The organism is Chitinophaga sp., assembly GCF_036569125.1.
Lineage (GTDB): Bacteria > Bacteroidota > Bacteroidia > Chitinophagales > Chitinophagaceae > Chitinophaga.
In genome coordinates, this window is sequence record NZ_DATCRF010000562.1 from 1 (window position 1) to 18,608 (window position 18,608).

Below are 18,608 nucleotides of genomic sequence, written 5' to 3' on the forward strand. Positions count from 1 at the left end.
GGTTACTTCCGCAATGTTACGCACCTGCGAGGTAAGGTTACCCGTCATCTGGTTCACAGAGTCCGTCAAGTCCTTCCAGGTACCGGCTACACCGGGCACAAATGCCTGGCCGCCCAGCTTACCATCCGTACCCACCTCACGCGCCACACGCGTTACTTCGGAGGCAAATGCGCGCAGCTGCTCCACCATGGTATTGATGGTATTTTTCAGCTTCAGGATCTCACCTTTTACATCCACCTCGATCTTACGCGACAGGTCACCGTTGGCCACCGCGGTAGTTACTTCCGCAATGTTACGCACCTGCGAGGTAAGGTTGGAGGCCATGATGTTCACGGAATCCGTTAAGTCTTTCCACAAACCTTTTACCCCCGGCACATCGGCCTGGCCGCCCAGCTTACCTTCGGAACCTACTTCACGCGCCACGCGGAATACTTCGGAACCAAATGCATTCAGCTGGTCCACCATGGTATTGATGGTATTTTTCAGCTCTAATATTTCTCCCTTTACATCCACCGTGATCTTGCGCGACAGGTCGCCCTTGGCCACAGCGGTTGTTACTTCCGCAATGTTACGCACCTGGGCTGTAAGGTTGGATCCCATCTGGTTCACGGAATCTGTTAAGTCTTTCCAGGTACCGCCCACACCCTGCACCTTAGCCTGGCCGCCCAGCTTACCTTCTGTACCTACTTCCAGCGCCACGCGCGTTACTTCAGAGGCAAAAGAGTTCAGCTGGTCCACCATGGTGTTAATGGTGTTCTTCAATTCCAATATTTCTCCGCGCACGTCCACAGTGATCTTACGGGAAAGGTCGCCCAGGGCCACGGCCGTGGTTACATCCGCAATGTTACGCACCTGTGCGGTCAGGTTACCGGCCATCTGGTTCACGGAATCGGTAAGGTCTTTCCATGCCCCGCCTACCCCTTTTACCGTGGCCTGGCCGCCCAGCTTACCTTCTGTACCCACCTCACGCGCCACGCGCGTTACTTCGGAGGAGAAGGAGTTCAGCTGGTCCACCATGGTGTTAATAGTATCTTTCAGCTCCAGGATCTCTCCCTTCACATCTACTGTGATCTTTTTAGACAGGTCGCCACGCGCCACCGCGGTAGTTACATCCGCAATGTTACGCACCTGGGCTGTCAGGTTATCCGCCATCTGGTTTACGGAATCCGTCAGGTCTTTCCACACCCCTGCTACGTCCTTTACTTTTGCCTGGCCGCCCAGCTTACCTTCAGAGCCTACTTCCAGCGCCACGCGCGTTACTTCGCGGGAGAAGAGGTTCAGCTGCTTCACCATCCCGTTCACCTCTGTTGCAATACGCGCAAACTCGCCCTGCAGCAAATGGTCTTCTATCTGCAGGGTCATTTCCTGCGACAGGTCGCCTTTGGCCACGGAGCTGATCACATGCGCTATTTCAATGGTGGGATGCACCAGGTCGGAGATTAAACTATTGATGGAGCCTACCGCCTCATTCCACGCACCTTTGGCCGTGCGGGGCATGGCTACACGGTGATTGAGCTTTCCCATTTTACCAATGGTATTACGGGCCAGCAGCAGCTCCTCTACCAAGGTTTCATTGAGCGTAATGATCTCATTTACCGTATCACAGATCTTACCACTCAGGCCAATATTATCTACGGGCATGCGTACACTGAAATTGCCTCCCTTTACTTCGGAAAGCACCTGTAACAGCTGGCGGCTATCCAGCTCATCGTGTAACTGCTGAGATACGGTAATGGTCTTTTTACTTTTTTCAGAGGCAGGTATAGCTTTTTGGGATGCACTCCTGGCCGGTGACGTTGTGCCGGCGCTTTTCTTCCTGGTATTCATTTTTGCGGCATTAGAGCGATTAAAGGACTCAATTATGTAAGTTAAGACTTATCCAATACCCTTACTGCAAATTGTTAGGATACGCATGTGTGGCAGATCCCCACGGAAGGGGCCGCCATCCTGACGATACAATGCGTTTGGTCTTTCAAAATAAAGATAATGTAATATGTTTACAAAGGATAATATTTTACGCCACTCCAACACGAAGCGCCTTGAGCCCGCTTAGTCCCTGCAGGTCTTCCAGCTCCAGCTCTTCCAGGTCATTTTGCAGCACGCCCGTTTCCTGCATATATTGCAGGTAGGGTAGATAGTCCTCTATATCTTTCCGGTTAAAATAAATGAGCGCGATCTTATCTGTCTGGGTTAAACGTTCATCGGTATCGCGGATATGCACCTTATCGATCCGCTTTTTGATCATCTGGTAGCGGATATTGTAGGTGCCTTCCACATCAAACCTTCTTTCATCGGCCCGGAAGCTGATATCAATGGTATGGTTATGGGCAAAGATCAGCTGTGTGGTACGCAGCTGCTGCGGCATATTTGGCAGCAGGGAACGGGTAAGCCTGGTAATGGCTGCCATGGAGGAAAGCTGCCACAGGCGCAGGTTCTTCAAATGAAAATGATCAAACACGCGGTTGGGGGAAATAGACTGCCCTATGTAAATATCATACTCAATACCATCTGTGCGGAACTTTTCAAAGTAGCAGGGATAGGCCTGCTGCAGCTTATCTTTTTCCGTTTCAAAATAATTATTGATGGCATTATTGATCATTTGCATAGAGGCTTCCAGCGCATTCCGGTTATGCTGTACCGCCTCCCCGCTGCCGTGCAGTAATTTTAAATAGCCCTCAATATCATTGCGGGTAGTGGGTTCCTGCTGGGCAAGGTGCTTCAGGTAAGGCAGCGTGCCTTCTGTTAAAAAGTGATTCAGGTTGGTTTCGTCCGTAGCATCCCACTCCTCCTGCTCCAGCACCTGCTGCCATTTGGTGCAGTTAAACAGGGCTTCTTCCAGCAGGGATGACGGGTGTTCATGCTGCACCTTCGTGAGCATTTCGCATAAAATGCGCAGGTGGTTATCCAGGTCGGCACGTACAGCCTTATTCCTTTCTATAGTAGAATTGCGGATATCAATAGCGCCGTACAAGGGGTATACATCATTGAAATGTACGTTCTGCACTTTAGCGGGCAGCTGTTTCTTCCGCTGCTGTAAATATTCCCAGGCAGCTTCATTAAACTTCCATTGCACAGCGGGTTGCAGGGAAGTGAACTTTTCCATTACAATGTTCTCTATTTCCAGGTTAAACTCATCGCGGTACACCTGCAAAAGCTGTCCAATGGCGCCAATGGCGGGCTCCAGCAGGGCCAGCGTTTTTTCATTAAAGGTATCATCGCCCCAGGTATGCACCCCCAGCACCCCAACGGGTGTACGTTCCAGGAAGATGGGCATCAGCGCCAGGGAGCGTACGCCCAGCTTGCGGAAATCGTCCAGGAACTTATACTCTTCCTTTTCTTCTTCCTGGAAAATATCCTGGGAGAAAAAGAAGCTGGGATTGGCGGCGTAAGACTTTGCCTGGTCCCGGAAATCTTCCGGCGATAAGGTTTTCTCTCCCCATACAGAGAAAAGGATGCCGGTACCTGTTTTCTCAAAACCATATACCGGTTCATCATTAATATGTACAAAGGGAAAAAGGTCGAACTCTATTTTACTGTTACGTACCAGGGTTTTCAGGGATTTGATCACCGTATCCTGTGCGCTGTTATCTGCCCCGGGCTTACGGTTCAGGCGCACCTTGCGGATATTGTCTACCGCTTTATACGGCGTAATATCCGTTACCGTTAGCATGGCCATGCCGCGGAATTCAAACATGTCCAGCGGCAACATGTTTTCCATGATCTCGTAGCTGGCGCCTTCGCTCAGGTGCATGTACAGGCGGTTACAGTCCAGCGCAGGCAGCTCGCCCCTGGCTGTAACGGAAATACAATCGGTATTTATATTCACGCTGTAGTATTCCAGCAAACCGGTGGTAGTGCTGGTGCCGGCATGGTATAAACCTGTTTTTACAGGCGACTGAAAATTGTATAAACGCTTAAGGATAAACGAATAAACCAGCTGCAGGCGTTCCCGGCGATAGTCCTCCTCAGTTTGGGTTACTTCGTACTTCTCATCTCTCTGGGTCAGCAGTGTAAACAGCAGCTCCGTACCATAAAAAATATAAGGCTGAAAGGGAAAGCTGAGGCCCCAGGCCAGCTGCTGCTCATCGGCCACGGGCGAGGTATTGCAGGCGTATATATATTCAAGCAGGGGTTCATACCCGCTTATATTTTCCAGCGTGAGGGCTGTACCGTTCTGCTGATAGCTTTCAAACTTCTCCAGGACCTTTTTAAAAAAATCTGCCTTGACGGTAGGCTCCCCTTCTGCCCGCTTTTTCAGGTATTCGATAAACGGGTCAAAAGAAAGCGCGGCATTCACGGGTAGTGAATAGGCCTGCTCCCCGGCAGCATTAAGTGTGACGTTCTTCATGTTCGGAAATTCCCCCGGAAACTTTACCGGTTTTTAAATTCACAGGTAAATTTAATGGTTTCCTGCATCCAATGTTAAGCCCTTGATAACTATAAGTAAAAAATTAAAAAGCAAAAAGTAAAAAAGCGGAGGCGGATAATACGCCTGATGCAGGTGTTTTATGCCGCTGATGCATTTTACTTTTTGCTTTTTTACTTTCCCCGTGGTATCACCATCCCTGCTTTTAATTTTTACTTTTTTACTTTTACTTTAACTTCTGCAGCATTTCGGTAGAAAGCGGATCGGACGATACCCCATAACCGGTTACCAGCACTCCTTTCTCTTTACCATCGTTAGAAGCGATGGCGTATACGGCTGCTTCATCTGCCGGGTCGGTATTACCTTCGTAACGGTACACATCCACAATGGAAAAATCATCCAGGTGCAAGCGGTTCTTTTCACTTACCAGGTAATTGCCTTCAATATTAAAATCAGTTGTAAAGCCTTGTTTGCGCAATGCCTCAATGGCATTGGATACGGTATCATAATGTACTTCCATTTCACTTGATTTTAAAGGTTACTGTAGCGGGTGCTTATCTAAGTTAATAAAATAAAAACCAATCCGGCCCGGTCACTGCCCGCAAAAATAAAGCCGCCCCTGTTTAAAGCAGAGACGGCTGATCTAATGATGACGTGGATATTGAATAAATGGATGTAAGACGAGCTGTTATGGATGCACCACCACCAGTTTTTGGGTAACTACCTGCCCGCCCCGGTTAATACGCAGGAAGTACACGCCACCCGGCAAATTGCTTACCGGCAGCGTGGCCTGCCCACCTTCAATATTGATCACCTGGTGGCCCACTACCCCGCCGTTAGCGGTTAAAATGCTGAGGTAACCTACCCCTTTCCAGCCATTGCTGAATTTAAGGATGGCGGTGTTACTGGCCGGCTGCGGGTACACCTGTAATAACCTGCTTTGGCTGCCGCTGAGCGTTTTATATACACTATCGGTAAACTGCGCAGGTGCGGCCATGCGCAGGGCAGATGCTGTATCGCTGATCACAATATCATCTATATAGGTTTTGAAGCTCCCGGTATCAGCACCATGATCATAGGCTACCATAATACGGTCGATGGTTTTGCCATTTAGCCAGGTACCGATGTTACACAAAATGCGCTGCCAGGTATTCACCGTGCCATGGCCTGCTCCCGGGTGCATGGAAGTACCATTCTGGTCGGTAGCGCCAATGTCGCGCAGGGTGGTTCCATCGGTCATAATAAGATCTACGCTCACATAACGGGAAAGGTTATTGGTAGGAAAGGTGCGGAAGCTAAGCTTTGTGCTGCTGTTCACCGGGATGTTCACATCAAAGGCGCGGAAGTAGTAATAAGAACCGCCGCTGGCCGCATTATCCCTGCCTGCTGCGCGGATGGCGGAAGGGCCGGTGTAGCTGGTTTCATTGCTTACAATGCCGCAAACAGGTGTGCTTACATTGCGGGGTATGGAGCTGGGGTCTGCGCTATCTGTCCAGGTGAGCGTGGCATCATAACCGGGTTCCATGCTGGTACGGAACCACAACGGTGCGCTGGCGTAAGGAATGGTAACATTGGTGGTAAGAGGGGCGGTGCCTTTCAGCACTTTGGTGGCCTGCCCTGCCAGGCGCAGGTAAAAATCCGGGCCAATAAAAGTACCGTCTGCGCTGGTAGTTAAAAAGTATTGGTTGTTAGGGACGGCAAAATAGCTGTCGGCCATTTTAGCGAACACAGTGCCTTCATCATATTCATCAAACATAGCGATGTAGGAAGTGGAAAAGCCCAGGTTCTTAATGTTGTACAGCTGCCGCCAGAAGAACTCACCTTTATTGCGCGGGATCTGGTTGCGCGTACCCCCGTTCCAGTTACTCCAGGCAAAACCGGGAAACAATACGGGCTGGTAAGCAATATTATTAGTGTTGCAATAAGCCAGGTCCGGTGCAATAAGGTTAGCGGCAAAATTATCAGCGCCGTTATTATCGCCAAAACGCCCTACCGACCAGGGTGAGATCATATCAAAGGCATTATATACCTGCGTGTAACCGCTCCAGGAATCATTGTTGCCCGTGCGCCAGTACGTAGGCACCCCGCCTACTACATAATATCCTTTCCCTTTTAACCAGTTAATGATAGCCAGGCTGGCAGCAGGCGCATTTACGCGGCTGTTAAATCCAAAACCCCAGATGCATACCACCGGCTTGCCGTTCTGGTGGGCATAGTAAGGCGAGTTGGTTACCTGCAGATCATTTTCAATATGCAGCCAGTCGTTCTTAAAGTAGGTAGTATCATCGGCGCTCATATCATACATGATATAAAAAATGCGCTGGTACTTTTCTGCTGCGCGGCGCATACGTACCGCAGTGCTATCGCGCTGGCTTTTAAAAACGCCATCGCGGGTCTCACCCAGGAAACGCTGCAGGGCTGCGCCATCAATACCGTTCTGCTGCATCCATTTAAAATGCAGGTCAACTGTTTCATAAGGGTAAGAGGTGAACAGCTTAGCGGGCCGGCCATCGTTTAAATTTCCCAGGTTGGTCTGGAACAGCTGGGCGGCGGGGTATTCCGTTACATCCGGGTAAGCTTCAAACGTGACGGCATTGGGTGCGGGGCTGCCGGTGTTGGAGTTATACTGCCCGGCAGACCAGTGCCGCCAGCGGGCTACCGGCGAACCATCGCCATAACAGTTAAACCATCCCTGGTAACCACAAATGGTTTTACCAATAATGGCCTGTGCAGGCGTAGCCACCTGTGCGCGGGAAAAATTGGGGCCGGAGAGCAGGGCCATTGCAAACAGTATTTGTAACCATCTTTTCATAGCTGATATGGAATTTGATGAGGTTACAAAATAGCCGGGGAGGATTAACAGAAGGCTTAATAATTCACTAATTGCCGTGGGTTCCGGGAAATATGCGGAGAGTTTCCGGGAAAGGTGCAGGAAGCGCTATGTGGTTTTACGTTATTACAGCAGCTTCCCGCTTGCCCGGATTAATTTATACGCCGGTTGAAGTAATGATCTTACACCAGGGCCATTCTATGCGCTACCAGCCCGGCATCCAGCAATTCCAGCAATTCACGCAAATTGCATTTAAGGCCGGCTGCAGAAATAGCAATGGGTGATCCAAAATGCTTAAAATTATAGATCATCCCTTTTTTCTTAATAGCGTTATGCTGTTCGTTAATGTAATACTCCGGGTTATTAACCACTATCACCAGGAATTGCTGGTTCATAACCTGCGTAGTTACCACCCGCGTAATGTTCATCCATGGGATACGGCCCGCGGCAACGGCGCTTGAGTTATCAAAAAGGCCTTCATCGTCAATGATCAATCCGGGCTTTTTGTCGGCCAGCTTCCGGGAGAAATAAATCATCCCGTATCCAAAGAAAAGAATACCCAGAATGGCCGCCCCGCATTTCAGCAGGGGATTATTAAATACCGGATTGCTTATGGCCGGCTGATAGACCAGGAGCCAGCCGCTGGCCAGCACAAATAATAAGGAGCCAATGAGGCCTTTTGTTAGTTTGCTTTTACTTAAAGGAATGCTGATGCTTTGCTTGTTGAGCACAGGTAGAGATTTGGTCATAGGTTGATGCTATTTATTAAGGGCGCCAAAGATACTTAACTTGCGCACACATTAAAATAAACAACAACCCATACCAATATCAGATGCAGCACATTACAAGCTGGCATTCATGGGGTTAACGGTTATGCTGTTATAAAAATTTCCGGTCCTTGCTGTCAATAACCAGATCATTGATAGAGGCATAACGTTTCTGCATTAAGCCATTGGGGTCAAACTCCCATTGCTCATTGCCATAAGAGCGGTACCACTGGCCGGCTGCATCATGCCATTCATATTCGAACCGTACGCTGATGCGATTATCGGTAAAGCTCCACAGCTCTTTTTTCAGCTTGTAGTCCAGCTCTTTCTCCCATTTTTTTGTAAGAAAAGCCTGCACTTCCGCGCGGCCGTTAATGAACTGATCACGGTTACGCCATTCGGTATCTATAGTATAGGCTAAAGAAACACGCTGCGGATCGCGGGTATTCCAGGCATCTTCTGCCATTTGTACTTTTTGCAGGGCGGTTTCGCGTGTGAAGGGTGGTAGCGGATGTTTCTGTTCCATATTACAAGCAGTTTATAATGACCTGCCGGCGCAAAGGTAAAATGAATTACGTTAAGTGTGCTTGGTTATAAAACTAATGCGGCCATTGGTTTCCATATAGGCCTTTTCAATTACTGCCAATGATTCCTGTTTGGTTTCCAGGCGCAGGCTTTGCATCAGGTCCTCCTCACTTAAAGCAGCGTACTTCATATTTTCCCATACAATATTGCCCGATTCATATAATACCAGCGCCTTGCCTTTGAGCAAATTATTCATACGGCTGCTTTTGCCGGATATCCAGGATAATAAACGGTGCACCGCTATCATAACGGTAGAAGCGGCTACCGTATCCCAGTAAGGGGAAGCGCCTACCACGCCCCTGGCCAGCACTGCGCCCAGCATAATAATGATAATGGTATCAAAGGCCGATTTTTTTCCAAAGATGCGCATTCCACCGATCCGCACCAGGGTAAGTGCAATAAAGAACATTATAAAGGCGCGTACCGACATTTGCAGCACCGTGATCTTCTCCCCTTCGCCCCAGAAAGTACCCAGTATATCCATAACGTTTGTTTAAAAAAGCCTACCTCAAAAATCAAACCGGTTGTGCAAATAATTACTCAATTACCGCCCTGCAGCTTAACAATCCCGGCCCGCCGGGAGGCATGATTGCGCTTTCATAAGGGCTGGCATGATTTTATGGCCTGTTATAGAATGGCCCGCAACCACACAACCATTTATGCAGCGCTGGTAGCCAACCTGCTGATCGCTGTTATTAAATTCATTTCAGGTTTTGCTACCCGCAGCTCCGCCATGCTATCAGAAGCCGTACATTCCCTGGTAGATACTGCCAACCAGCTGTTATTGCTGCTGGGTATCCGCAACAGCAAACGGAAGCCGGATGCCAGCCGCCCCTTTGGTTATGGAAAAGAGCTGTACTTCTGGTCTTTCATTGTTTCCATCCTCATTTTTGGCGTGGGCGGCAGCGTATCTATTTACCAGGGCATTGTGCACTTGCGGAACCCGCCGCCGCTGGAAGATCCTACCTGGAATTACGTGGTGCTGGCGCTTTCATTTTTGTTTGACGGCAGCTCTCTGGTGATAGCAGCCAGAGAGTTTAATAAAGTACGGGGCGATAGCTCATGGTGGATGGCCATACGCCGCAGTAAAGACCCTGCCAGCTTTGTAGTGCTGTTTGAAGATACCGCGGCAGTAATTGGTTTGCTGGTAGTAGCGCTGTTCGTATACCTGGGCCACCTGTTCAATAACCCGTATTTTGATGGTATCGCCTCCCTGATCGTAGGCGCGCTGTTAACCATTGTATCGGTGCTGCTGGCGCGGGAAAGCCGCAGCCTGCTGATGGGTGAAGGCATCAGCAGCACTACGCAAAAGCAGATCATTCAGCTGGTGGAAAAAGACCCGGCGGTGCTGGGCGTACAACATATTTTCTCCACCTACCAGTCGCCGGAAGAAGTAATGCTGATGGTAATGCTGTCCTTTAAACCAGACCTGGATACGGAGGACATCTATGACGCCATTGAGCGCATCCGCGAAGCGGTTAAACGGGCTTACCCCTTAGTGCATTACATTATTATTCAGCCGGAAGAAGCTACGGTGAAAAAATAAATTGTATAATAGCGTGCAATGCGCTATTTTTTCCATGTAAATGAGCAAAACGCCGGCCACCTGCTATGTCTGATCTGTTTAAAAAAAATACACCTTCCTCCCTTGCCGGACCTCATGCGCTTATACTTTCCAGATTGCGGAACCGGTTATTTGATACCAGCCGGCGTAACCGTTTGCTGTACTACAAAAGCGGCAGCCGTTTTGTAAACCTTACAGCAGGCAGTGTGCCCCTGGCATTAAAACCGGAATACATTTCCCCTGCTGCCCTGCTCAGCTGGAACAACATCAGCAAAGCCGTAAAAGCAGAAAAAGACCTGCTGCTGAATGAGCTGTTACATTTCCGGGAACATCCTTACCTGCAGCCGCAGCTGAATGGCATACGCCAGCAATCGGAAAGCGATGAGCGGGAGTATGGTTTTAGCCAGCTAAAGCTGGTAGTGGCTTTTTTACACTGGCATAATTTAACTATTGAGAACAGCACCCGCATTCAAAGCCCTTTATTGCTGCTGCCCCTAAAGCTTAAACGCAGCAAAGGCGTGCCCGATGACCGCTTCACCTTGGAGCTGCAGGATAATATGGCCACTGTAAACCCGGTGCTGGCGCAGTACCTGCAGGAGCTGTATGGCATTAGCTTACCGGAAACCGTAGCTTTTGAAAAAGATACTATGCAGGCGTTTTACGAAACGGTGAAAGCACTGATCGAAAATGCAGGGCAGCAGGTACAATTACATTTCAGCGAACAGCCGGATGTAACGCAGCAATATTATACCGCACAGCAAACCGTTATCACTTACCTGAAACGCTTAGGCAAAACGCCTGACATAACGGAGATACCTGCACCGGTTGTAATACAGGATCCTCATCACTGGGAGCTGGATGTATGTAACGTAGTGCTGGGAAATTTCAACTATAAAAAAATGAGCCTGGTAAGTGATTATAACCAGGCTTTGGAACAAACTACTGCACACCCGGTATTTGCAGAGCTGTTCAGCGAACAGCCCAAAGCGCCGGCCCTGGCGCCTGCCAGCCATCCGCCGGCCGACTGGTACCACGTGATCAGCGCTGATCCTACACAAACCAATGCCATTTTGCAGGGCCGAACAGGGCGCAGTTATATTATACAGGGCCCGCCCGGCACCGGTAAAAGCCAAACCATCACCAACCTGATAGCAGATTATTTAGCCCAGGGTAAAACCGTACTGTTTGTTTGTGAAAAAAGGGCCGCGCTGGATGTAGTGTATCATCGTTTGCAGCAGAACAAGCTGGCGGAGCTATGTTGTTATATTCACGACAGCCAGGCCGATAAGAAAACATTTATACAGGAGCTGAAAACCGTGTACGACGATTTTCTGCGCTCCAAGATGGACCTTACCCACCTGACCTTACGGCGGCAAATAGCCGTTGAACATTTGCAACGGCAGCTGCAGGTATTACAAGCCTATCATGCGCGGCAGAATAACCAGTATGAAAATACCGGGTTGCCTACGCGTGAGCTGATAGCGCGGCTGGTAGTGCTGCAGCCGCATGTGCCCACGCTGGATGCGCAGCAGCAGGCCGATATGCCTGGCTACAGCCAGTGGCTGGAATTTGGCGATACCCTGCAACAGCTGGGCCGTGTGCTGGAACAGCAGGGCGCTGATGCTGCCTTTGCAAAGCACCCTTTCCGGAACCTGGGTAATGCGGTGATACGTTCTGACCAGGCTTTTACCCTGGTGCATAACATGGCCTCACATGCGCAGGGCGCTATTGACCATATTGTACGTATTATTACCACCAAACAGCTGCCTTATGAATACACGGAAAAGCTGGTAAGCATTATTTCACTTGTGAAAACGGCCGCTGTACTGGCGCCGCTGGCAGAGAGCAGTAATTTACAGCTGGTAGACCCTAACCATAAAGAAGCCAAACGTTTTGAAAAAGCCTACCGGCAATACCGGAAATTACAAAAGGCTTATAAACAAACAGTGAAAGCCAATAGTAAATGGCGGCAGAAATTCAGCGCGCAGGAAACCAAGCATGGATTAGCCATTGCTGCTAAATATGAACGGTCTTTTTTCCGCTTCTTCAGTCCTTCCTGGAAACGTTTAAAAAAAGAGCTGCTGCGCGCCTACGATTTTTCCGGCCACCAGCTGCCGCCTGCCTACAGTGATGTACTGCAGCAGCTGCAGGAGGAATATGCCGCATTGGAAAAAGCGCAGGAACATCTGCAGGCCACCCAGCAAAAGTACCGGGTAGATAACCTGCAAACCATTCACATAGGCATTGAAACACTGCGGCGTAAGCTGGACAACGTGCATGTTGATTACCTGCTGCAACACCCGGCGGCCAATGAGCTGGTGCTGCAGCTGAATGCATTGAACAATACCCTGCACCAGCTGGAGCTGCAATTGCAGCAATCGTTGTACCGGTACGAGCAGAAATCACTGTTACAGGTAAACGAAGAGCTGACTGCCATCAGCAAAAATGCAGGCGCCGTACAAAAGCTGCTGCCTGCATTGCAGGCCTTTGCCGCATTGCCGTTGCCTTTGCAGGAAGTGATCCGCCATATTCCCTTAACGCCGCAGCAGGCAGAAGCAGCCATGGCGCATACATCCCTCCAATTAATACTGGACCATAATCCTGCTTTTGCAGCCACCACCCATGCTACTCTGCAACAGGTAGTAAAAGAAATAGCACAAACCTACCAGCACTTACTGGTGCTGAACAGTGATTATATACGCGCTACCAGGCGGCAGCAGTTCCTGCAGCATTATGCCATTAGCAATACAGCGGCCAGCCAGCTGAAACCGGAACAAAAAATATTAAAGAAAGCCTATGCAGAAGGCCGGCGCATCCTGGAACATGAAATGAGCAAAACCATGCGCTTTCGCAGCATACGGGAAATGGCGTCTTACGAAAGCGGTTTGGTATTAAAGGATATTAAACCGGTATGGCTCATGAGCCCATTAAGCGTGAGCGACAGCCTGCCCATGGATGCAAGTTTATTTGACGTGGTTATCTTTGATGAAGCCAGCCAGATCCCGGTGGAAGAAGGCATTCCCGCACTTTTCCGCGCACCGCAAACCATTATTGTGGGCGATGATAAACAGATGCCGCCGGGCCAGTTCTTCCAGCACCGCAGCGCAGACGCAGAAGATACAGACACAGCGGAAGACGAAACAGCTTACCCCACTGATGCAGAAAGCCTGCTGGTGCAGGGCGCAGGCAAATTACCCGGCACCATGCTAAGCTGGCATTACCGCAGCCGGTATGAATCGCTGATCAGCTTCTCCAACCACGCATTTTATGGCGCGGAGCTGCTCACCATTCCGGATCATACCACCCCTGCACAGCAAACACCTTTACAGCAGGTGCTGCAGCCGGAAGAAGGAGCTGCCAATGCAGCACAGCTGCTGCAAAACAGCATCAGCTACCATTACCTACCGGAAGGCATCTACGAAAATCGCCGCAACACTGCTGAAGCGATGTATATTGCTTATATTGTAAAACAGCTGCTGCTGGATAATGTGCAGGACAGTATTGGTATTGTAGCCTTCAGCCAGGAACAGCAGGGCGCTATTACAGATGCCCTTAGCTCACTGGCCGCTACAGACCGGGCTTTTGAAGCGCTGCTGGAAAATGCCTATAACCGCGAAGAAGGCGGACAGTTCACCGGCCTGTTTGTAAAAAACCTGGAGAACGTACAGGGCGATGAAAGGGACATCATCATTATAAGCGTTTGTTACGGGCCCGACCGGCAACGGGAGATGCGCATGAACTTTGGCCCTGTGAACCGCCGCGGCGGCGAGAAAAGACTGAACGTAATATTCAGCCGGGCCAGGAAACATATGGCGGTGGTAAGCAGCATACAGCACCACCACATTACCAATGAGCATAATGACGGGGCGCGTTACTTTAAACGCTTTTTACAATATGCGGAAATGGTAAGCAATGGCAACATGCAGCAGGCAAGGGAAATACTGGATAGCCTGGTGTTGCCGGGTACACGGTCTTTTTATGATGCCGGCCAAAACAATATCGTAAGTGAGCAGATCAAAACCGCATTGGAAACAGCCGGTTATACGGTAGCTATAAATGTTGGGCAAAGCAGCTTTAAATGCTCCTTAGCAGTAAAACGGCAGGCTGCCGATACCAATTATAGCTTAGGTATTTTACTGGACGATGCCACCCATTATTATAACGATAACCTGATAGAACAATATTATCAACGCCCCGCTATTTTACAGGCCTTTGGCTGGAAGACCCTGAACGTGTATGCAAAAGACTGGCTGGAAGACCGGGAGAAGGTGATGGGGATGATCCTGGGAATGCTGAATTAAGTGAAGGATGCAGGATTATGAACAGGCTGCCTTTTTAATTTTTACTTTTTTACTTTTAACTTTTTTACGATGGAAATAATATATGTATTACTGGCTGTAATAGTACTGCTGCTGGTAGTAGTGCTGGTAATGGTGAATAAAGCCGCCAATACCTCCCGCCAAAACACCTTACAATATAAAACAGATCAGCTGCTGGATAGCCTGCACCGGCTGGAAGCCGCTGTGAAACAGGAGATGGTGACCAACCGCGCAGAAACCAATGAAGCGGCAAAGAATACGCGCACAGAAATGATCACGTCCCTGCAGGTATTTGGCGGGCAGCTTTCCGGCGCTATGAAAACCACCAGCGACCTGCAAAAGAACCAGCTGGAAACTTTTTCTAGCAATCTGAATATGCTCACCCGCAGCATGGAAGACAAGCTGCAATATTTAACCAGCTCCCTGGATAAAAGGATCACGGACCTGCAATCCGGCAATGAGAAAAAGCTGGATGAGATGCGGGCCACCGTAGATGAAAAGCTGCAAAAGACACTGGAAACACGCTTAGGTGAATCGTTCCGTTTAGTAAGCGAGCGCCTGGAAGCGGTGCACAAGGGATTAGGCGATATGCAGCAGCTGGCCACCGGTGTAGGTGATCTGAAACGTGTGCTCAGCAACGTAAAAACCAGGGGCATCTTAGGCGAATACCAGCTGGAAAATATGCTGGACCAGCTGCTAACACCGGAGCAATATGCCAAAAATGTAAAAACCAAAGCCGGCTCCAATGCGCTGGTGGAATTTGCAGTAAAGCTACCGGGCAAAGACAAGGAGCAGGTGTTATGGCTGCCCATTGACTCCAAATTCCCGAAAGAGGATTTTGAGCTGCTGATGGAAGCCTATGATAAGGCCATTCCGGAAGCGATTGAAGAATGCCGTAAGAACTTTATAAAAGGTATTAAAAAATGCGCGGTCGATATTTTTAGCAAATACATTGATCCGCCTAACACTACCGACTTTGCTATTTTATTCCTGCCCTTTGAAAGTCTGTATGCAGAAGTGATCCGCACACCGGGTTTATTTGAGACCATACAAAGGGAATCCCGCATTATTATTACCGGCCCCACTACCCTTTCTGCCCTGCTGAATAGTTTGCAAATGGGTTTCCGTACCCTGGCCATTGAAAAACGTTCCAGCGAAGTATGGCAGCTGCTGGGCGCTGTGAAAACGGAGTTCGGCAACTTTGGAACTATTTTGGATAAAACGCAGAAGAAATTACAGGAAGCCAGCAATGTAATTGATGAAGCAGGCCGCAGGTCGCGCTCAATAGAACGCAAGCTGCGTAACGTGCAGGAGCTGCCTGCAGAACAGGTGAACTTATTATTAGGCGATACAGCTGCCCCTACTGTTGCAAACGATGATGAAAAATAATATCTTGTTAGTATCGTAAATCCGTTTTTTATTGTAAAACCCAAATCTTCCACAGTATGAAAACACCTCTCCTGTATGCTATAGGCGTATGCCTGTTAGCAGGCGCCTGTGCCAAGAACAATGCAGCCAATGATACTGCCGGTAATGGATTAACTGCCAAGAGCAAAGCCACTGCGCTGGCAGCGCCCTCTGACCCTACCCGTGCGGAGCTGCGGCATATTATTGAAAATGTAACGGGCGCGGATGCGCACATTTACAATGCAAAAGATAACGTTGGCCATACCATGGACTGCGCAAAAATTATTGCCAATCCCAGTGGCGGGTTTATTGCCGTATACCATACCTATGTAAACGGCCAGGCAAAGGTGAACCTGGCATCCTCTACCGATGTATTACACTGGACCTGGATCCGCGAGCTGGCCGGCAGCAACACGGGCAGCGCATCGCAGCCTGCCATTGCCGTTGCAGCCGACGGCGGATTTGTAATGGCCTGGGAGCAGGAGCCCAATAACCATTTAAAGTTTGTGTACTTCCGTAACTGGACGGATCTGCAGAACGGCGTGGTAAACAAAAGCTTTAATGCGCCGCAAACACTTTCCTCCTGCGCAGAAGGTACGCCTAACCTGTATTATGCCAGCAGCACCCGGCTGGATGTAGGACATCATTTTTACTCCAACTGTGATGTGGACCGGCAGGCCCGCGGCACCCTCACTAATTTTAACACCTGGACCACCAGCAAGCAGCCTAATTTTGATAATGCCTTATTGTACTGGGGCGTAAAAGGCAACATTGGCGACCGGGATGCTACTGTTTACAAAGGTTACAACTTTGGCGTAATTGAAGGCCAGGGCACTAAAGGTGACTTTGGTACCTGGCGTACCTATTTGTACGATTACCAGACCGGCAATGCAGATACGCTGCATATTGTAACGGATCATGGCAGCAAGGCATTTGCCAATCCTACTATTACCAATACGGTGATAAACGGACAGCAGGCGATATTGGTAACCTTGTTTGTACCCAGCGAGAATAGCGGCAGCGGGGAGGCGGGAGAGCTGATCTATTATAAGAAGTATTAGGAGAATGTAAAATGTAAAATCATAAATACCAAATGTAAAAGGGAAATGCAGCGAAGGTGTTTCCCTTTTACATTTAACATTTTACATTTATGATTTTACATTCTTCCTCTGCTCTTTCAGGAAAGTTTCAAAAAAAATTTGCGTAGTTAAACATCTCCATTTAAATTAGTAGCCAAATAACTACGCAATAATTGAGACGATAAGCGTAGCATGACATAGTCCTGGCCGCAGTAGCATGGTATTCAAGCGAGTGGGAAAAGGCTTATTTCAGTTAACTTTAATACATGAATAACATGAATCCAAAGGTTGATTTCTATTTCGATAAATCCGAAAAGTGGCAGAAAGAGCTGAAGCAGTTAAGAGCCATTGCGCTTGACTGCGGGCTTACGGAAGAATTGAAGTGGGGCTGCCCTTGTTATACGCTTCAGAAAAGCAACGTTGTTTTAATACATGAGTTTAAAGAATACTGTGCGTTCCTATTCTTCAAAGGCGTGCTGTTAAATGATACCAATGGCATTTTAATTCAGCAAACAGAGAATGTGCAATCAGCACGACAGATCCGGTTCACCAACGTAAAGGAAATAGTGGCGATGAAGGATATCCTGAAAACCTATATTTATGAAGCCATTGCAGTAGAAGAAGCCGGCTTGAAAGTAACGTTAAAAAAGACTTCGGAATTTAATGTTCCTGAAGAATTTCAAAAGAAGCTGGATAAGATGCCTGCCCTGAAAAAAGCTTTTGAAGCATTAACACCCGGCCGGCAAAGAGCCTACCTTTTTCATTTCTCTCAACCCAAACAATCCAAAACCCGGGAAGCAAGGGTTGAAAAATACCTAAAGCAAATACTTAGCGGAAAGGGAATGGATGATTAGTACCCACCCCATCCTGGTATTGCCCTGGCTTAAAAATGCTGCAGTTATTATCTCACCTTCGCGAGGCTGTCAATTGATGACTGAATAGCTATTAAGCGGCCATGAACGGCTGCCAGCTGCTGCTTTTCTGCCATGGCGTTATCACTCTGGCCGTTGTAACTACAACCGGCCATCCTTTCATTTATATTGTTAGCGCTATCTTTCAGGGCCTGTTGCTCACTTAGCAATTTTGCCTGCACGTTACCGTGATCGCATCCACAAGCGAATATTATCAGAAGGCATAAGGCGGCGGAAAATTTCATTGGACGTTTTTTTAAATGTTGAAAAATGAGTTGCTGTACCTCGTGTAAGTTAATGTATATATAACAGCTTCTCCGACCGGTCATCAAATTTCAAATCAGGCACGACCATTCATCCCCTCCTCTTTGGATTTTAATAATACTTCCCGTACGTTTGCATTCGCATTTGGTGCCCGGCGTAAAAACCGGGCTTAAAAGGGAATCCGGTGCAATACCGGAGCTATCCCCGTAGCTGTGATCCTGCTCCCGACCTGCGTTGGGACGTTTTTCCGGAATACTGCATGCCACTGTTCAATACGAATGGGAAGGCTGCCGGAAAAGCAGGAGAGCCAGAAGACCTGCCAGCGTGCGATCAGTCATTCAGCGCTTTCGGGTGAAAGGCCAGGAATGTAAGCCTACCGGCATTATATTCTTTTTTACTGTATCGTTTTTACCCATGGCGTGTAGTGCTGGTGCAATAATACCAGTGCTTATTACAATTGTTTTTTTCCGGGCTGCTGGCCCGGCAGGCATTGTATGTCCCTGTATTTTTAAACCC

Annotated in this window: 13 protein-coding genes and 1 riboswitch; of the genes, 5 read left to right on the top strand and 8 right to left on the bottom strand. The window is 48.7% G+C overall.

The features are described 5' to 3' along the window. The 7 genes from VIM87_RS21130 to VIM87_RS21160 form a co-directional block, all read right to left on the bottom strand. Positions 1-1,827: HAMP domain-containing protein (locus tag VIM87_RS21130; protein ID WP_331998927.1), on the bottom strand; the 1,827-nt coding region annotated here is incomplete at its 3' end. Between the two features lie 187 nt (positions 1,828-2,014). After that, positions 2,015-4,348 carry a GAF domain-containing protein gene (locus VIM87_RS21135; protein WP_331998928.1) on the bottom strand — a complete coding sequence of 778 codons (2,334 nt, stop codon included), beginning with the start codon at positions 4,346-4,348 and terminating at the stop codon, positions 2,015-2,017. Positions 4,349-4,592: 244 nt separating this feature from the next. Then, complete coding sequence (locus tag VIM87_RS21140) at positions 4,593-4,886, bottom strand: hypothetical protein (RefSeq protein WP_089915393.1); 294 nt, start codon at positions 4,884-4,886, stop codon at positions 4,593-4,595. Positions 4,887-5,054: 168 nt separating this feature from the next. Further along, on the bottom strand, positions 5,055-7,178 hold the full coding sequence (locus tag VIM87_RS21145; RefSeq protein ID WP_331998929.1) for a T9SS type A sorting domain-containing protein: 2,124 nt from the start codon (positions 7,176-7,178) through the stop codon (positions 5,055-5,057). Between the two features lie 200 nt (positions 7,179-7,378). After that, positions 7,379-7,945 carry an STM3941 family protein gene (locus tag VIM87_RS21150; protein ID WP_331998930.1) on the bottom strand — a complete coding sequence of 189 codons (567 nt, stop codon included), beginning with the start codon at positions 7,943-7,945 and terminating at the stop codon, positions 7,379-7,381. 130 nt (positions 7,946-8,075) lie between these two features. Continuing rightward, positions 8,076-8,489 (bottom strand): nuclear transport factor 2 family protein, encoded by a 414-nt coding sequence (locus VIM87_RS21155; protein ID WP_331998931.1) that lies wholly within the window; start codon positions 8,487-8,489, stop codon positions 8,076-8,078. Positions 8,490-8,540: 51 nt separating this feature from the next. After that, on the bottom strand, positions 8,541-9,032 hold the full coding sequence (locus VIM87_RS21160) for a DUF421 domain-containing protein (RefSeq protein WP_331998932.1): 492 nt from the start codon (positions 9,030-9,032) through the stop codon (positions 8,541-8,543). 135 nt (positions 9,033-9,167) lie between these two features. Here VIM87_RS21160 and VIM87_RS21165 point away from each other — a divergent pair, with 135 nt between their 5' ends. The 5 genes from VIM87_RS21165 (at position 9,168) to VIM87_RS21185 (ending at position 17,771) form a co-directional block, all read left to right on the top strand. Further along, a complete protein-coding gene (locus VIM87_RS21165) occupies positions 9,168-10,094 on the top strand; it encodes a cation diffusion facilitator family transporter (protein ID WP_331998933.1) in 927 nt (308 codons plus the stop codon). Between the two features lie 65 nt (positions 10,095-10,159). Then, positions 10,160-14,413, top strand: a complete 4,254-nt coding sequence (locus VIM87_RS21170; RefSeq protein WP_331998934.1) for an AAA domain-containing protein — start codon at positions 10,160-10,162, stop codon at positions 14,411-14,413. Positions 14,414-14,482: 69 nt separating this feature from the next. After that, positions 14,483-15,820: a DNA recombination protein RmuC gene (locus VIM87_RS21175; RefSeq protein ID WP_331998935.1), complete on the top strand. Its 1,338-nt coding sequence runs from the start codon at positions 14,483-14,485 to the stop codon at positions 15,818-15,820. Positions 15,821-15,876: 56 nt separating this feature from the next. Beyond that, on the top strand, positions 15,877-16,899 hold the full coding sequence (locus VIM87_RS21180) for a hypothetical protein (RefSeq protein WP_331998936.1): 1,023 nt from the start codon (positions 15,877-15,879) through the stop codon (positions 16,897-16,899). 293 nt (positions 16,900-17,192) lie between these two features. Further along, a complete protein-coding gene (locus VIM87_RS21185; protein WP_331998937.1) occupies positions 17,193-17,771 on the top strand; it encodes a YdeI family protein in 579 nt (192 codons plus the stop codon). A 47-nt stretch (positions 17,772-17,818) separates the two neighbouring features. Here VIM87_RS21185 and VIM87_RS21190 read toward each other — a convergent pair whose 3' ends face one another. Next, positions 17,819-18,010 (bottom strand): hypothetical protein, encoded by a 192-nt coding sequence (locus tag VIM87_RS21190; protein WP_331998938.1) that lies wholly within the window; start codon positions 18,008-18,010, stop codon positions 17,819-17,821. A gap of 210 nt (positions 18,011-18,220) precedes the next feature. Continuing rightward, a riboswitch (cobalamin riboswitch) is annotated at positions 18,221-18,430 on the top strand. The last annotated feature ends 178 nt before the right edge of the window (positions 18,431-18,608 follow it).

Bases quoted from the DNA above. Each gene is read 5' to 3' on its own strand.
- VIM87_RS21135 (WP_331998928.1), bottom strand. From the start codon at position 4,348: ATGAAGAACGTCACACTTAATGCTGCCGGGGAGCAGGCCTATTCACTA.
- VIM87_RS21140 (WP_089915393.1), bottom strand. From the start codon at position 4,886: ATGGAAGTACATTATGATACCGTATCCAATGCCATTGAGGCATTGCGC.
- VIM87_RS21145 (WP_331998929.1), bottom strand. From the start codon at position 7,178: ATGAAAAGATGGTTACAAATACTGTTTGCAATGGCCCTGCTCTCCGGC.
- VIM87_RS21150 (WP_331998930.1), bottom strand. From the start codon at position 7,945: ATGACCAAATCTCTACCTGTGCTCAACAAGCAAAGCATCAGCATTCCT.
- VIM87_RS21155 (WP_331998931.1), bottom strand. From the start codon at position 8,489: ATGGAACAGAAACATCCGCTACCACCCTTCACACGCGAAACCGCCCTG.
- VIM87_RS21160 (WP_331998932.1), bottom strand. From the start codon at position 9,032: ATGGATATACTGGGTACTTTCTGGGGCGAAGGGGAGAAGATCACGGTG.
- VIM87_RS21165 (WP_331998933.1), top strand. From the start codon at position 9,168: ATGGCCTGTTATAGAATGGCCCGCAACCACACAACCATTTATGCAGCG.
- VIM87_RS21170 (WP_331998934.1), top strand. From the start codon at position 10,160: ATGTCTGATCTGTTTAAAAAAAATACACCTTCCTCCCTTGCCGGACCT.
- VIM87_RS21175 (WP_331998935.1), top strand. From the start codon at position 14,483: ATGGAAATAATATATGTATTACTGGCTGTAATAGTACTGCTGCTGGTA.
- VIM87_RS21180 (WP_331998936.1), top strand. From the start codon at position 15,877: ATGAAAACACCTCTCCTGTATGCTATAGGCGTATGCCTGTTAGCAGGC.
- VIM87_RS21185 (WP_331998937.1), top strand. From the start codon at position 17,193: ATGAATCCAAAGGTTGATTTCTATTTCGATAAATCCGAAAAGTGGCAG.